We start from the raw sequence: 14,496 nt of genomic DNA on the forward strand, positions 1-14,496 counted from the left end.
CGGGTACTCCATATGGCGTACGGTGCGGCCCATGGCAAGTGTGCTCGTGGTCGAAGACGACCAGTTCGTGCGCTCCGCTCTGATCCGGCACCTGACCGAGGCGTCCCACACGGTGCGGAGCGTCGGCACGGCCCTGGAAGCGCTGCGCGAGGTTGCTCATTTCCGGTTCGACGTGGTCATTCTCGATCTCGGTCTGCCGGATCTGGACGGCTCGGAGGCGCTGAAGATGCTGCGCGGCATCACCGACGTACCGGTGATCATCGCCACCGCGCGCGACGACGAGGCCGAGATCGTACGGCTGTTGAACGACGGCGCCGACGACTACCTCACGAAACCCTTCTCCGTGGAGCATCTGTCCGCAAGGATGGCGGCCGTGCTGCGGCGATCCCGCGTCGCGGCCGGGGAGGACCCGCCGTCACGTGTGATCCAGGTGGGCGGACTCTCCATCGATCCACTGCGCCGCCAGGCCGAACTCGACGGCTCCCCCCTCGATCTGACCCGCCGTGAGTTCGACCTGTTGACCTTCCTCGCCGGCCGGCCCGGCGTCGTCGTGCCCCGCAAGGAACTGCTCGCCCAGGTCTGGCAGCAGAGCTACGGCGACGACCAGACCATCGACGTCCACCTGAGCTGGCTACGGCGCAAGCTCGGCGAGACGGCGGCGCGGCCGCGCTATCTGCACACGCTCCGCGGCGTCGGAGTGAAGCTCGAACCCCCCACCGGACAAACAGAACACCAACGAGGTCATCAGAGATGAGATGGGCGCTGGTCAAGGTCGCACTGGCCGTCACCGTGATGGTCGTGGTCGCCTTCGCCGTACCGCTGGGACTGGTGATCAAGGAGATGGCGCAGGACAGGGCGCTCACCAATGCCGAACGCCAGGCCGCCGCCATCGCCCCCACCCTGTCGATCACCACCGAGCGCGCCCCACTGGAGGTCGCCGTCCAGGCCACCCAGGCGGGGGCCGCCGGGCGGATGTCGGTGCACGTGCCGGCCGGCCGCGACGGCGGCGGACCCGTGGACATCGGGACGCAGCGGGCCGGCGAGGCCGACCAGGAGCTCGTCCAGGACCTGCGCCGCGCCGCCACCACCCACGTCACCGGCGGCTCCGTGCTGCTCCAACCGACCGTGATGAAGGACAGCCGGGTCGCGGTCGTCGAAGTCTTCGTCCCCAGCAGCGAGATGAGCACGGGCGTGGTCACCGCCTGGCTGATGCTCGCCGGCGTCGGCCTCGCGCTGATCGTCGGCTCCGTCGCGGTCGCGGACCGCCTGGGCGTGCGGATGGTGCGCTCCGCCCAGCGCCTCGCCGGCGCCGCCCACGAGTTGGGAGAGGGCCGGCTGGGCGCCCGGGTGCCCGAGGAGGGTCCCACCGAGCTGCGGTCCGCCGCCATCGCCTTCAACGCGATGGCCGACCAGGTCGTCCAACTGCTCGCCAACGAACGCGAGATGGCCGCGGACCTCTCCCACCGGCTGCGCACCCCGCTCACCGTGCTGCGGCTGAACGCCGCCTCCCTCGGCGACGGGCCGGCCGCCGAGCAGACCAGGGCCGCCGTCGAGCAGTTGGAGCGGGAGGTCGACATCATCATCCGCACCGCGCGCGAGGCGAAGCCGCAGACCACGGCGGTCGGCCCGGGCGCGGGCTGCGACGTCTCCGAAGTCGTGCGCGAGCGGATGGACTTCTGGTCCGCACTCGCCGAGGACGAGGGGCGCAAGGTGCGGGTCGCCGGCGTCGACCGCCCGGTGCGCATCCCGGTGGCCCGCCCCGAGCTGGCCGCGGCCCTCGACGCCCTGCTCGGCAACGTCTTCCGCCACACCTCGGAGGGCACGGCCTTCTCCGTGGACGTGCACAACGGCGAGGACGCGGTCATCGTGCTGGTCTCCGACGCCGGCGCCGGCATCGCCGACCCCGCGGCCGCGCTCGCCCGCGGCAACAGCGGCGCCCGCGACGGCTCCACCGGCCTCGGCCTGGACATCGTGCGCCGGGTCGCCGAGTCGACCGGCGGGGACGTGCGCATCGGCAGCTCGGTCCTGGGCGGCACGGAGGTACGGGTCTGGATCGGCCTCGGAGCCGTCCCCGGCGCCCCCGAGGAGCGCCGTCGCGGTCATCGCGGCCCGGACCGCCGGCGTACCCTGATCACAGCGGGACGCCGGGTCCGCGGCGACTTCTGAGCCGCGCTGCACCCCGAGGCGTCCCGGAGATTAACCGAAGCCGATGCTGTCCTTAAGGCGGCCCTAAAAACCGCGCTCCATGTCCGCTATGCGCTGGATGCCGGTTTACGAATCGCTAACGTGCTCTTCACCTCGCCGCGCCGTCGGCGGGGCACCGATCCACCTGCACCACAACCCCCCACCCGCGCGTCCCGGTCGGCCCCACCCCCCCCACATCCGACCGGGACGCGCGCTTTTCTCGGCGGCCCCGGCCCGGTCGCGGGGGATGCTGGCCCAGCCCGATCGCCTGATCCGTCAGACGGGCCCACGGGCGCCCCTGAGGCAGCCACTGGGCACAAAGCCAAGGGCCCCGGTCTCGCGACCGGGGCCCTTGATCAATCAGGGTGAGTGACGGGACTCGAACCAGTTTTTTGACCCTACTGTGACCTGCGACGACGCTGGAAAGTAGGGCAAACCAGCCCAGTTCGATGCCACTCAGAACCACTCAGAACCGCGGGATCGCCGGGGGTGTTCCCGCGGGAACACCCCCTTGGCGATCACCGCAGCACCCACCCCGGTGAGTAGAAACGAGCCAATCCGCAACGCCCGGGAACGACGAAGCCCCCGCCGAAGCGGGGGCGTTCGCCGGTGCTCCCATCCGCCTGGGGGTTGGACCAGGAGCACCAGCCTGATGGGGGGCGAGATGAATGTAGGTTCTGCCCTACATACATTCGATCATGGCCCCGTGAGCGTTGGTCCGTGCCACGCTCCGCCCCGCCCCCTGCCTGGGTCATCGACCGCCGCCGCGTCATTGGCGACCAGATCCGCGCGGCACGGCTCCACCGGGACCTCACGCAGGAGCGAGTCGCCCTGACCATCGGGATGGACCGGGCGACATACAACCGCATCGAGCAGGGGCACGCGTCCCCGCTGTTGGACTCGCTGATCCGCATCGCCGACGCCATCGGCGTCCCGCTGTCGCAGCTCGTCGCCGACGACGCGGGCGAGTAGCGCCTACACCGGGGGCAGGCCCGGCGTCGGGGTGGGCGCCGGCCGGGGCGGGTGCGGGCCAGGGTCGGGTGGCATCTGCGGCGTCGGCTTCCCGTGCTTGCCCGCCTCCACCATCCGCTCGGTGACCCCGTACATCCCGAACGGCGGGAACACCACAACGCGCAGCGGGCAGTCGCCCGTGGCGCAGGAGACGCACAGCAGGGCGCGCCCGCGGGAACCGGTGCGAACGACGGTGACGGGCTCGCGCCAGCAGGACTCGCACGTCGTGACGTCGGTCTCGGTCAGCTTCGCGCGGCGGACGGGGATCAGGATCATCACGCCGCGCTCCTCTGGGGTAGGCCGTGCGGGGCGATGACGAGCCGCCGGCGGGCGCGCGCGGCCTGCTCCTCGAACAGCCGCCGCGCCTCCTCCTTCGTCGGCCCGGTCCACGGGCGGGACCAGGCGCTGGGAACGAACGGCGCCGGCGGCGGGTACGCCGTCAGGTACTCGGCGGTGTGCCGGCCGGGCCGGCGGCGCCGCCGGGTCCGGCGATGGCGAGCGAGGGTAGGCATGGGTGCCTCCTGTTGAACGGGGGGTGGATGCCCCGGCCCTACCTCAGGGCTGTAGGTAGGACCAGGGCGGTGCCCGTGCGCCGGCGCGGGGCAATGCGCAGGCGCACGGGGATCAAGGGGCGGCCGCGGTCGCCTGACGGCCGTACAGAAGCAGCGTCTTGATGTACTCGGCGAGGACCATCAACTCCTCACCGGGCAGCACCGCGGGGTCGACGCCGACGGCCGCGGCGCGCGCGCTCGCGATGCCTGCGATGACGATGCTCCGATGCCCCTCGTCGGTGATGGTGTCGGCGTACGCCTCGGCCGGGCCGGTCAGCGCGCCGATGTGCTGCCGCAGCCGGTCGCGCAGCGCCTGCTGCCGCATCGGGGCGGCCTGGGCCAGAGTCCAGGCCAGGCGCACATCGCGGTGCAGATCGGCGTCGCTCGCGGATATGACGAGTGGGCCGGTCACGCGGGCCACCGCCGCGGCGCGCGGTTGACCTCGCGGGTACGGGCGCGCAGCGCGGTGAGCGTCGCCGAGTCGCTGCTGTCGTTGTCGGGGGCGGGCCGGTCGGGGCAGACGGACTGGCCGCACGTGCACGCCGGCCACCGCTGCGACGCCGGCAGGGCGTCGGCTTCTGCGGGGATGGGTGTGAGCTTCATCGGGGGGCTCCCAAGGAGTGGGCTGAAGCAGTCCCACGACGGTAGGGAGCGACCGCGGTCCTGCGGCAGTGTGTGAAGGGGTGCTGCTGCATTGGTCCTTTCACACACTGTGTGAACCACTCACCGCTACGCTCGGTGCACCGATCGACACAGGGGGCCGCCGTGGAAGCCAACACCCTCCTCGACGCGCTGCTCGAAGAGGCCGGCGTGAGCCGCGTCGGACTCGCCGCCCGCGTCAACCAGGCGCTCCGCGCCCGCGGGACCAAGGCGTCGTACGACCACTCCAGCGTGATCAGGTGGCTGAAGGGCCAACGCCCCCGCGGTCACGTGCCCGACGCGATCTGCGAGATCCTCGGGGCCCGCGTCGGGCGCACCCTCAGCCTCGACGACGTCGGCATGGGCAACACGGACGCTCCCGCAGCCACACCCCTGGGCGGCTTCATCGAGCGATCCACCGCGATGTGGCGTGGCGACGCGCAGGACCGACGCGATGTCCAGGAAGCACCCGTGATCGCGGGTCTACCGGCCGTCGGGCCCGTGTGGGAATGGGAGAACCCGCCGGAGGACGCCGACGTATCGCGCAGCGGCACGATCCACGTCGGTGCGGAGGATGTCGGCGTCCTGCGCACTGCCCGGTCCCACTACGAACAGATGTACCGGAAGGCCGGCGGCGTCGCGACCCGCGGCCGGGTGCTCGCGTTCCTTAACACCGAGACGGCCCCGCTGCTGCACGGCTCGTACAGCGACGCCACCGGGCGCGAACTCCACCGCGCCGCTGGTGGACTCGTTGCGGTCGCCGGGATCTGCGCGTACGACTCCGACGCCCAGGGGCTCGCGCAGCGCTACTTCCACCAAGCGCTACGGCTCGCGAAGGCGTCCGGTGACCGGGCGTTCGGCGGGTACGTGATAGCGCTGCTGGTGAACCAGGCGCTGTTCCTGTCTGACTACCGGCAGGCCGTCGCGTTCGCTGAGGCCGGACTCCGCGCGGCAGGAGCAGCAGTCAGCCACGCATTGGCGTGCGACCTGTACGCGATGCAGGCGAAGGCGTACGCACACCTCGGCGACGCGGGCGCCGCGCACCAGGCCATGTCCCTCGCCGAGGCACGAGCCGGCCTGATCCGCCGCGAGGATGAGCCGGCCGAGACTGCGTACGTGCAGCAAGGGCTGATGGAGACGTGCGTCGGTGAGGCGCTGACGAGCTTGGGTGACCTGGGCGTTGCGGAGGAGTACGCGATAGAAGCCGCCCGGGCGCCCGCTCACCCCCGCGGGCGCGCTCATCGCCTGGCCTCGCTCGCGACCGTCCAGGCTCGGCGAGGACACGCCGACGCCGCGGCGGCCACCGCGCTCGACATGCTGGACGTGTCAGCGGGGATGGAGTCGCGGCGGCTGACCGACCGACTGACCCAGCTACGCCGCGTCCTTGCCGAGGGCGGTCGGGCGGGCGCGGACGCGGTCGCGGCGATCGACGAGACACTGCGTGTCCGCTGGTAGTGGGTGTGTGGTGAGATGAAGAGCATCCCAGCGAGAGGCGTGACCCCCTGTGTCGGTATGGCGGAATCTGTCCGAGCACACCGTGTACGAGAACCCCTGGTTCCGCGTGAACCTCGCTGACGTCGAGCTGCCCGACGGCCGGCACCTGGACCACTACCTCATCCGCCAACGTCCCGTGGCCCTGGCCACCGCGGTGAACGAGGAGAACGAAGTCCTGCTGCTGTGGCGCCACCGCTTCATCACCGACAGCTGGGGCTGGGAGTTGGCCGCGGGCGTCGTCGAGGACGGCGAGGACGTCGAGACGGCGGCGGCCCGGGAGATGGAGGAGGAGACCGGCTGGCGGCCGGGCCCCCTCCACCACCTGCTGACCGTCGAACCGGCCAACGGATTGGCGGACGCCAGGCACCACCTGTACTGGGCGGAAGGCGCAACCTACATCGGGCACCCCGAGGACGACTTCGAGTCCTCGCGCCGGGAGTGGGTGCCGCTGAAGCGCGTGCCCGACCTCATCGCCAGGGGCGAGATCCCGGCGGCGAACATGGCGGCCGGGCTGTTGCTGCTGCACCACATGCGGCTGAGGTGACCGAGCGCGGGTGCGCCCCTCCCGGTGGGTCGGCGGGAGGGGCGCGAGCGGACACCGGATCGGGCAGATGCGTCCGCCGAGGCGTGCTGGTCGACGGACCCCGGGTCCGCTGAGGGGGTCTCCCAGCATGGCACCGGATCCAGCCACACAACAGGGGTACGACCGGATCCGGCTGTACGCGCCGGAGCCGCCCCAGGCCCAGGCGCCCGAACGGAGCGACGCCCTGCCGTAGGATCCCGCCGTGGCAGATATCGAACTCCCGGACGAACTGATCGCGCTGGAGCAGACCGCCTGGGAGGAGATCCAGGCCGGCGCCCTCACGATCCCCACCGCCGCCGCGGTGCAGGCCGCGATCACCGCGCACGCCGAAGCCACCGGGCAGGGGCGCTACGCCGTGGAGAAGGCGCTGAAGCGCGCAGTGCGGCACGGCGTCGAGGACACCGCGGCGTAGCCCGGGCCCAGCCCTGCTCAACCGGCCGTCTCGTACACGCCATCCCAGCGCGCCTGCCAGCCCGGGTGGCCCTCCGCACGTGCGGCCTCGGCGAGGATCAGCACTGCGCGCGACCACGCCGCAGCGGCCGCCTCGGCTGCCGGAGAGGGATCCTCCGCAGCCCTCATCGCGTGCGCGCAGTAGGCGGAGACGATGGTGCTCCGAGCCTCCCGATCAGGGCCGACGGGATACGTCCCGAGTACGCCCAGGTACCAATCGACGATCTCCTGCACGCGCTCCGTGCCGTAGGTCATGCCCCCAGGATGGCCGGGCCGACGCGGGCGGTGTGCACTACCGGTGCACATCGGCCGAGATCTGGCGCACCCCCGCAGACGGCGCCCTGGCCGGGTAGCCTCCCGCCATGACCGCACCCGATCCGCGCGACCAGCACACCGCAGACCTCCGCGCCGCCCTGACCACGGCCAAGGCGTGGCTCTCGTTCTCAGCCGGGATGCTGGCCGCCGACCACCCCGACCACGCTGAGCAGCAGATGGAGGTAGCCGAGCAGATGACGCGAGTCCTGGACCGCACCGCCCCCGGCAACCCCGCAACGGCGGGGACGACTACGAGCTGAGACGGAAACACGGAGCACCCCCGCGACGGCGGGGACGACAGCCCCAGGTCTCGAAGCTGCTGGATGGTCACCGGACAATCCCCGCGCGGCGGGGCGCCGACCACCGTAGCGCAGCCGCCCGCCCGTGACGCCACGCCGGGCCGCGCCGTTGCACCAGCATGGACCTCGACCTCGCCCAACTCCTCAACGACACCGACGGAGACCGCCTCGCCCTCCTCACCGCAGGCGAGGCAGCCGCCGTGATCGCCATCCTCCGAGCTGTAGCCGACGCACCCGGCACCGGCGAGGAGACCGCCGCCGCAGCCGGCGATCTGTGGGAGCGGCTTGCCCGCCGGCTGCCGAGTACGTGACAAATCTCTGACAAAGCGCCGCAACTCCCAACGATCAAGGGGCTGGCGGCCGTACCGTCGTTGGCATGCCCCCGTACACCCACGGCCCGTACATCGCCGCGTGCGCCGCCGCGATCACCGCCGCCGGCGTCCCCCTCGCCGACCCGGTACTCGGCCGCGACCCCACCGATGGCGAGCAGTACGCGATCCTGACCCCCGACCCCGACTGGGTCAGCCAGCACTTCGGCGGTCTCCACGGCTGCGACGACGACGCCGGCTACGGTCTGCTCTGGGGCGAGGGCATCGGATGGAACGTCGGCATCCACGACGAGAACTACGGGCACGAGAGCCACATCCGCCCCAAGATCCCGCTCACGCGCTTCCTGCTGCATGGGGCCCCCACACCCGCAGAGGTCGCCGCCGACGCTCACCACCTCCTGACCCAGGCCCGCGGCTCCCAGTCCAGCAAGCTCAGGATCTACGACGACACGCCCGCCGGCCTGCGCGAACTGGCCGCCGTCCTCGCCACCTACACCAGCACATGACAAAGCCGCCCCCGCCCACCCCACGAAGGGGCAGACGGGGGCAGTCCTCAGCTGTGGACGGACGACGGCAGCACGTCCCGATGCACATCACGGTGCACCAGCTCCACCACGTACCCCGCCGCGGCGGCGTACGCTCGCGCTTGCTGCTCGATCTCCCGAGCCATCCCAACCGCGCGATGCCGACCGCCTACACAGCCCGTGGCGACGGTCACCACCGGGCTACTGGTCTCCGTCAGCAGCATGTGCGCCGCGAGCGTGGTCTGGGAGGCGAGGTGCCGCGCCCCCGGGGTGTCGAGGACGTGCCGGTACACGCGGTCGTCGAGGCCGGTCAGCTCGCGCATGGCCGGGTCGTGATGCGGATTCCTGAGGGAGCGCCGCAGGTCCAAGGTGATGTCCGCCAACGGCGGGGCGGCGTGGCCGTACCCGAAGGACACGACCCGCAGTAAGGGAGTCATGCGGCCAGCGTGCACCGCGACACCACGCGCCAACAGGGGTTTCCCGTTTCCTCTTTCACCGGCCGACGCTCTGCCACAGCGCAACAGCGAGCGCACCCAGCGCGGTCAACGCCGCCATCGACGGCAGCGGCCACCGCGCCCGCTCCAGAGCCTCCACCCGCTGCTCCAGCGCCGCGATGTCGGCCTCCGACTGGCCCGTACGCTGGAGCGCCAGATCCAGCCGGCCGTTCAGCTCGGCAAAGCCCGTACGAATCTCGCCCTTCACCTCCGCCAGCTCGACCGCGACCTGCGTCGTCTGCTCGGGAGTCACCGGCGACTCCGGGGTATCCAACCGACCGTCGACTGATCGCCGATGGCCGTGCCGACGGCGGCCTTCAGCACCGACAGGCCCGCCGGAATCGCCGCGATCGCCGCGGCCTTGAGCGCGGACAGGTCGGTGAGGTCGAAGCCGTCGGCGAGCAGCAGCCCGAGGAGGGCGACGACGTACGTGCCGGCGGTGCGTTCGATCGTGTCGAGGACGAGTCGAGACATGGGGGGTTCTCCGTTCTTCAGGGGGTGATGGTGAAGCCGCGGCGGTCGCGGTGACGCTCTCGTCGGGCAGTTCGGCACGGAATGCACAGACGCGTTCCGCGGTGGTCGATGACCGAGTGGTCGGCGTACGAATGGCCGTTGGAGCAGTGCGTTACCGCTGCCTTCTGGGCTGCAAGGGCCTGCCTGTTGGAGCTGCGTGCCGTGTTCTCGGCCGTGCTTACGGGCTCCAGGTGGTCCGGGTTCACGCAGCAGATGTTGCGGCAGAGGTGGTCGAGCGGCAGGCCGTCGGGGATCTCGCCGACGAGAAGTTCCCAACTCACTCGGTGGGCCAGCCGTGTCTTCCCGCCCTGCCAGAACTTCCCGTAGCCCGCAGGGGTCAGCCCTGCCGACCACTCCCAGCAGAGGCCGACGTCGACCTTGCTCCAGAAGCGCTCGTGGACGTCCGTTGCGGTCACGGCGTCACCTGGAAACCGCGCCTCGCCCCGAGCTTCCTCAACGACTCCAGGCCCGGCACACCGTCGGCGTCGGCGCCCTTGTAGCCGCAGCGCCGCTGCCAAGCCGCGTACGCGCGCACGGTGGCGGTGCCGTAGTGCCCGTCGGCCAACTCGCGGGACAGCAGCCGCTCGGCCACCAGCGCGGATTCGACCGTCTTGGTGCCGTAGTAGCTGACAGGGGTGCCCTTCTTCGGCGGGTCGCTCCGGGCGGCGGCGATCAGCCGGGACAGGTCGACGACGGGCTTCGCGGGCGGTCGCGTCCCGGGCTTCGCGGGCGGTACCGGATCGGAGCCGCCGGGCCGCGGGGCGCCGCGCTCCACCCAGTCGTACAGCGCATCCCCCGGGCACGCGGTCGCGTACCCGTCCCGGTGTCCGCGGACCTCCTGGCCGGCGCCGTGCTCGCGCAGGTACTCGATCGCGTCCCGCAAGCCGTGCAGCATCGCCTCCGTCGGGGTGACGAGGCCCTTGCTGCCGAGGAGCGCACAAATCGCGTAGTGCTGCTCGTTGAGGGCACGGCTCCCGTTGGCGCCCGTGCGGCGGTACGCACCCCGCCCCTCGAAGACGTACCCGTGTTCGCAGACGAGGACGTTGTACGCGATGTCCGAGTAGTTCTCGGTCCTGTCCGCGAGGTGAGCAGCGCGGATCGCGCGAACCTGGTCGTCACACCGGTCGTGCGCACGCGAGGTGTACGCGGTCCCCAAGTAGTGGATCTTCGACCCGCGGACCTTCGCGATCCGATCAGCGGCTGTGGCGGGCGCGCCCCAGTCGGAGCGCCGGACGAATTGCATGATGGGCCTCCAGGGCACACGAGAAAGCCCCAGGCCAAGCACGGCATGGGGCTGAGGAAAGTGAAGGGGGGAACGGGTCAGGTGACCTCGTAGATCACGACCTCCAGGCGCGAGTTGATGTGGAAGAGGCCCGCGCCACCGGACGCGTTGATCACGCCCAGCAGCGTGAACGTCTGCGTCCCTGCGGCGCCGAGGGTGCCGGACCAGGACATCGCGACCGTGTCTCGGTCCAGGGTGTCCATTGCATGGATCGCCAATCCGCTCTGGTCGGTGCCGTTGACCTGCAACTTTCCGACCATGAGGTTCGAGGCGTGGACGGTGGTGACCGAGCAGTCGAACACGCCGCTCGCTGTGTATCTGGCGCCCGCTGTCTCGGTCGCGATCGTCGCGGTGAGCCCGGGAATCGGCTGGTACGTCGTCGTGCCGTTCAGAGCGGCGGTCGCCTCCGCGCTGTACGGCGTCGGCTGCATGCGGTCCAGTGCGGCGGCGGTGACGATCTGGCCTGCCAGGATCGGCATGACCTCTCCATTCTGGTCAGAGCGCGGTGCGCATCGGGTGAGCGAGCGCCACCGCGGCGCCCGCCGAGTGCGCCTTGACGACGCCGTTCACGGAGCGAGTCACCGTCGCGAGCTGCGGCGTGATGATCTCGAACGCGTCGAAGCGGATCTCGGGCGCCGTGTTGGTGTTGCCGTTGAACGCCGACGCGGTGAGGCCGAGTTCGCCGGCGGCGATCGTGTCCGTGGTGATCGTGGCCGTGTGGGTCCAGTCGACGGGCTCCGGCTGGCCGACGGGCCACACTCGCATCTGCACGGTGTGCCCGACGAGCCGCACGCGTACCTCGAACTCCTGGCCCGCGGTGTACGTGTACGGCAGGCTCGGCGCCGAGCCGACCTGGGTCGTGCCGCGCGTGACGGACACCGACAGGGCACCCGCGAGACCGAAGTGCACCCGCGCCCGATAGAACACGGAGGTGCTGACGGCGCGCAGGCAGATGCCGGGGATGAACGCGGCCCCGGTCGCGACCGCCGACACCGACATGCGCACCCGTACCTCGGCATCCGCGACCGGCCCCGTGATCGTCTGGAAACGGATCGACCCAGCGTTGGCCGCCAGGGTGATGACGCCCCGGCCGCTGGCCACCGTCCGATCTGAGGTGGCGCCGCCGACCTCCATCCACGCCTGCCCGGACGACGACGTGCCCCACGTGCCCGACAGGGTGCGCGCGAAGTCGTCCACGCGGTTCGCGATGCCGGACACGGTGACGACCTCCCCGCCCAACCGCAGGTCGAAGGGGAAGTGCGAGGCGTAGCCGGCGCTGTCGATCCAGCGGGGCCCGCTGTCGGTCTGCACCTCCAGAGCCGTCTGCGTCTCTGTCGCTGGGGCGCCGAGGCTGGACGCCTCCGTGTCCGGCCGCCCCAGAACGGCGTCTTCGGCAACCCCCACCGCCCACGGCCCCCCGGGCGCGCACATGAAGTCGATCGTCCACGCGAACTCGGCGAACGTCTCCGACCAGCCGAGGACCATCAGATCCAGCGGCCCCGGAGGCAGATAGTCCGGCAGCCCGGTGATGCGGATGATGTCGCCCTCCCGCAGCGCCGCCACCGCGGGCGCCAGCTCCGGGAACTTGTGGACCATCATCCTCAGCCGCGGGTACCGGTACTCATCCCAGGTACTGAGAGCGAGGCGCCACGCGGCGATCTGCTCCGGCTGCCCGTCGTGGAACAAGTTCAGGCCCACGGAGTCCTCGTATAGGCCGATGCCCGCAGGCGGCTCCGCAACGGACAGCGGCCCGCTGGTCAGCTCGACCGTGGCCGAGGAGCCGTTCTCCCGCGTCACCGTCACGCTGTTGCGGACCGTGTCCTCTTCGACCGGTTCGAACGGCTGCGTCAACTGGGCATAATCCAAGGTCAGAGCCGGCCGCTGGTTGTACAGCCCGACCCGCGGCCGGTACGCCAACGCCAACACGTCCGCGCGCTCCCCGAGCAGCCCGCCGTCCGCAGCCTCCGCGTCCTCCAGCAACTCCAGCAGCGGCCCGGGCAACTGGTAGCCCATCTCGGTGGTGGGGCCGCCGTCAATGACCGCAGCCACGGCCTCCTCGGAGGTGAGGCGCCGCAGCCGGTCCCCCGCTGATTCACCGACGTACGCTTCGTCCGCCCGGTTGTAGATCAGCGTGTCGTCCCGTGCGAACACCCCCAGGTGCCCGATCCGCATGCCGGCGACCGTGGCGGGGGCGCCGATGACCGCGTTGATCCGGGTCACGGCGCCCGCGGTCGCGGCGCTGATGGTCTGGTTGCCCCACGACCCGAGACCGCTCACCGCCATGTAGCCGACCTGGTAGGTGACCTGCCCCGGCAGCGCGCCCGGTTTGCCGATGATTTCCAGCCGATTCCACTCCGACAGGAAAGAGGGGAAGAGCCCGACGGACGTGTCGATGATCAGCGTCCCGGAGGCGTCGTAGCCGTACAGCCGCAGCCCCCAGCCCGCCTCGTAGACAACGGAGAGCCGGCGCACCGTCCCGGACGTCCCGAACTCCAGGATCTCCGTAGGCGCAGAACCGGCCGGCGACGGGTCCAGAAGGAAGACGTACGACACCATCCACGACGACGTAGGCGTGTACGCGGGCACACGGCCCGACATCGTGACGACGTAGCCCTCATCGAGCACCCGCGGGAGCGCCTTCGAGCCGGGCAAACTCCCGTCCGAGCCGTACTCCAGACCCCTCGTGATCAGCGGGCCGACACCGGGAATCCCGGCCGCAGCCTGCGTCGCGTCGCGCGAGTCCTCCATCGGCCAATACGCCCGCACGGTCGACTCACTCGGAATGCGGCGCCGCAGCGTGGACTCCAGGTCACGGCGCCCCGCTTCCAGCCGGCGCAAGAGTCCGCCGGCGGTGATCGGCACGGTCACGTTGTGCCCGCTGCGGTGCCAGCGAGGCTCCCACTTCGGGACCTCCACGCGGGCACGGATACGGCGGCTGGTGATCGCGGCGCCGCCCGAGAGCGACCACGACCGGCCGGCGCCATCGGCGAAGCTGGTCGCGCCCTCGGCCTGAGCGCCGAAGTCGGGGTTCGCCGCGATCACGCCCCCGATGCCGGACCGCAGTTCGAAGCCGTGTACAACACCTTCGGGGCAGGGGAAACCCAGATCACCAAAGCCCGTGCCAACACGCACGGGCGCCGTGCTGGCGAAGACGGACGTCACCCCGGCCGTGACGATCGGGGCGCCGAGCGGCGTCCACGGGCCAGCCAGTGTCGGGGCCGTGTAGAAGACCACGGTGTGGCCGCCGCTGCCGTTGTCGACGTCCAACGTCACGCGGACCGCGAGCCGGCCGGACCGGACCGGGAGCAGCACGGTGGAGTCCCGCTCCAGGGTGCTGGTGCCGGCGGTCGACCATTCGAAGTGCAGCCGGCCGTCTCGGGTCATGAACAGCCAAGAGCGCTGGTTGGTGAGTTGGTTGCCCTTGCCGCACAACTGGAGCGACCCGGAGGGCACCCAGTTCTCGGCCGTCGCGTCCATGCGGATGTCGAGGTCGCCGGTGATGTCGACGGGCGTCCCGGCCGGAGTCGTGGCGTTCTGGAAGCCGCCGGTGGGGCCGAGGTACAGCGCCCGCTGCCCGCTGTCCACGGACAATCGCAGCGGCGTGTTCCTGCCGAGCTTCCCGTAGTACGGCGAGCGCGGGTTGCGGTTGTCGTACAGCCCGCCAGGGCTGTCCAACGTGAGTGCGACCTCGGCCGCGTCCGCCCGGGACCCGCGCGACCGCCGGCCGCGCGTGTGCGTGATGCCCGGCTCATGCCGCACCACGGCCGGCGTCCACACACCGTCGATCTGCAGCTCCACACGCGCGTCAGGGATCGCCATCGGATCCTC

21 protein-coding genes are annotated in these 14,496 nt (G+C 71.3%); 9 read left to right on the forward strand and 12 right to left on the reverse strand.

The window, feature by feature from the left end:
• Positions 1-31 precede the first annotated feature (31 nt).
• The 3 genes from ACH4E8_RS29310 to ACH4E8_RS29320 all read left to right on the forward strand — a co-directional run bounded on the left by ACH4E8_RS29310 (position 32) and on the right by ACH4E8_RS29320 (position 3,156).
• Complete coding sequence (locus ACH4E8_RS29310) at positions 32-754, forward strand: response regulator transcription factor (RefSeq protein ID WP_398453791.1); 723 nt, start codon at positions 32-34, stop codon at positions 752-754.
• Positions 751-2,166 carry a sensor histidine kinase gene (locus ACH4E8_RS29315; protein WP_398453794.1) on the forward strand — a complete coding sequence of 472 codons (1,416 nt, stop codon included), beginning with the start codon at positions 751-753 and terminating at the stop codon, positions 2,164-2,166. The genes ACH4E8_RS29310 and ACH4E8_RS29315 overlap by 4 nt, the downstream gene beginning before the upstream one ends.
• Positions 2,167-2,904: 738 nt before the next feature.
• Positions 2,905-3,156: a helix-turn-helix domain-containing protein gene (locus ACH4E8_RS29320; protein ID WP_398453796.1), complete on the forward strand. Its 252-nt coding sequence runs from the start codon at positions 2,905-2,907 to the stop codon at positions 3,154-3,156.
• A 3-nt stretch (positions 3,157-3,159) separates the two neighbouring features.
• Here the strand turns inward: ACH4E8_RS29320 and ACH4E8_RS29325 are convergent, their stop codons facing one another.
• From ACH4E8_RS29325 to ACH4E8_RS29340, 4 genes are all read right to left on the reverse strand, one after another.
• Complete coding sequence (locus tag ACH4E8_RS29325) at positions 3,160-3,471, reverse strand: hypothetical protein (RefSeq protein ID WP_398453799.1); 312 nt, start codon at positions 3,469-3,471, stop codon at positions 3,160-3,162.
• On the reverse strand, positions 3,471-3,707 hold the full coding sequence (locus ACH4E8_RS29330) for a hypothetical protein (RefSeq protein ID WP_398453801.1): 237 nt from the start codon (positions 3,705-3,707) through the stop codon (positions 3,471-3,473). The genes ACH4E8_RS29325 and ACH4E8_RS29330 overlap by 1 nt, the downstream gene beginning before the upstream one ends.
• Positions 3,708-3,819: 112 nt before the next feature.
• Complete coding sequence (locus ACH4E8_RS29335) at positions 3,820-4,158, reverse strand: hypothetical protein (protein WP_398453803.1); 339 nt, start codon at positions 4,156-4,158, stop codon at positions 3,820-3,822.
• On the reverse strand, positions 4,155-4,349 hold the full coding sequence (locus tag ACH4E8_RS29340; protein ID WP_398453805.1) for a hypothetical protein: 195 nt from the start codon (positions 4,347-4,349) through the stop codon (positions 4,155-4,157). The genes ACH4E8_RS29335 and ACH4E8_RS29340 overlap by 4 nt, the downstream gene beginning before the upstream one ends.
• 162 nt (positions 4,350-4,511) lie before the next feature.
• Between ACH4E8_RS29340 and ACH4E8_RS29345 the strand changes: the two genes are divergently transcribed.
• From ACH4E8_RS29345 to ACH4E8_RS29355, 3 genes are all read left to right on the forward strand, one after another.
• On the forward strand, positions 4,512-5,840 hold the full coding sequence (locus tag ACH4E8_RS29345; RefSeq protein ID WP_398453807.1) for a transcriptional regulator: 1,329 nt from the start codon (positions 4,512-4,514) through the stop codon (positions 5,838-5,840).
• 49 nt (positions 5,841-5,889) lie between these two features.
• Positions 5,890-6,423, forward strand: coding sequence for an NUDIX hydrolase (locus ACH4E8_RS29350; RefSeq protein WP_398453810.1), 534 nt, complete (start codon positions 5,890-5,892; stop codon positions 6,421-6,423).
• A 241-nt stretch (positions 6,424-6,664) separates the two neighbouring features.
• On the forward strand, positions 6,665-6,874 hold the full coding sequence (locus tag ACH4E8_RS29355) for a hypothetical protein (protein ID WP_398453812.1): 210 nt from the start codon (positions 6,665-6,667) through the stop codon (positions 6,872-6,874).
• 17 nt (positions 6,875-6,891) lie between these two features.
• On the opposite strand, the gene ACH4E8_RS29360 is transcribed toward ACH4E8_RS29355, so the two are convergent.
• Positions 6,892-7,167 carry a hypothetical protein gene (locus tag ACH4E8_RS29360; protein WP_398453814.1) on the reverse strand — a complete coding sequence of 92 codons (276 nt, stop codon included), beginning with the start codon at positions 7,165-7,167 and terminating at the stop codon, positions 6,892-6,894.
• Positions 7,168-7,274: 107 nt separating this feature from the next.
• Here ACH4E8_RS29360 and ACH4E8_RS29365 point away from each other — a divergent pair, with 107 nt between their 5' ends.
• From ACH4E8_RS29365 to ACH4E8_RS29375, 3 genes are all read left to right on the forward strand, one after another.
• Complete coding sequence (locus ACH4E8_RS29365) at positions 7,275-7,487, forward strand: hypothetical protein (protein ID WP_398453817.1); 213 nt, start codon at positions 7,275-7,277, stop codon at positions 7,485-7,487.
• A gap of 158 nt (positions 7,488-7,645) precedes the next feature.
• A complete protein-coding gene (locus ACH4E8_RS29370) occupies positions 7,646-7,837 on the forward strand; it encodes a hypothetical protein (RefSeq protein WP_398453819.1) in 192 nt (63 codons plus the stop codon).
• 65 nt (positions 7,838-7,902) lie between these two features.
• A complete protein-coding gene (locus ACH4E8_RS29375) occupies positions 7,903-8,361 on the forward strand; it encodes a hypothetical protein (RefSeq protein WP_398453822.1) in 459 nt (152 codons plus the stop codon).
• 47 nt (positions 8,362-8,408) lie between these two features.
• Here the strand turns inward: ACH4E8_RS29375 and ACH4E8_RS29380 are convergent, their stop codons facing one another.
• The 7 genes from ACH4E8_RS29380 to ACH4E8_RS29410 all read right to left on the reverse strand — a co-directional run bounded on the left by ACH4E8_RS29380 (position 8,409) and on the right by ACH4E8_RS29410 (position 14,487).
• Entirely contained in the window at positions 8,409-8,816 is a 408-nt protein-coding gene (locus tag ACH4E8_RS29380) for a hypothetical protein (protein ID WP_398453825.1), read from the reverse strand.
• A 55-nt stretch (positions 8,817-8,871) separates the two neighbouring features.
• A complete protein-coding gene (locus ACH4E8_RS29385; RefSeq protein ID WP_361964042.1) occupies positions 8,872-9,126 on the reverse strand; it encodes a hypothetical protein in 255 nt (84 codons plus the stop codon).
• Complete coding sequence (locus ACH4E8_RS29390) at positions 9,123-9,347, reverse strand: holin (protein ID WP_398453828.1); 225 nt, start codon at positions 9,345-9,347, stop codon at positions 9,123-9,125. Before ACH4E8_RS29390 ends, ACH4E8_RS29385 begins: the two co-directional genes overlap by 4 nt.
• Positions 9,348-9,364: 17 nt before the next feature.
• Positions 9,365-9,802, reverse strand: coding sequence for an HNH endonuclease signature motif containing protein (locus tag ACH4E8_RS29395; RefSeq protein ID WP_398453831.1), 438 nt, complete (start codon positions 9,800-9,802; stop codon positions 9,365-9,367).
• Positions 9,799-10,629 (reverse strand): N-acetylmuramoyl-L-alanine amidase, encoded by an 831-nt coding sequence (locus ACH4E8_RS29400; protein ID WP_398453833.1) that lies wholly within the window; start codon positions 10,627-10,629, stop codon positions 9,799-9,801. The genes ACH4E8_RS29395 and ACH4E8_RS29400 overlap by 4 nt, the downstream gene beginning before the upstream one ends.
• Before the next feature lie 77 nt (positions 10,630-10,706).
• A complete protein-coding gene (locus ACH4E8_RS29405; protein ID WP_398453836.1) occupies positions 10,707-11,147 on the reverse strand; it encodes a hypothetical protein in 441 nt (146 codons plus the stop codon).
• A gap of 16 nt (positions 11,148-11,163) precedes the next feature.
• Complete coding sequence (locus ACH4E8_RS29410; RefSeq protein ID WP_398453838.1) at positions 11,164-14,487, reverse strand: hypothetical protein; 3,324 nt, start codon at positions 14,485-14,487, stop codon at positions 11,164-11,166.
• Positions 14,488-14,496: the final 9 nt, after the last annotated feature.

This window comes from Streptomyces sp. NPDC017979 (assembly GCF_044328175.1).
Lineage (GTDB): Bacteria > Actinomycetota > Actinomycetes > Streptomycetales > Streptomycetaceae > Streptomyces.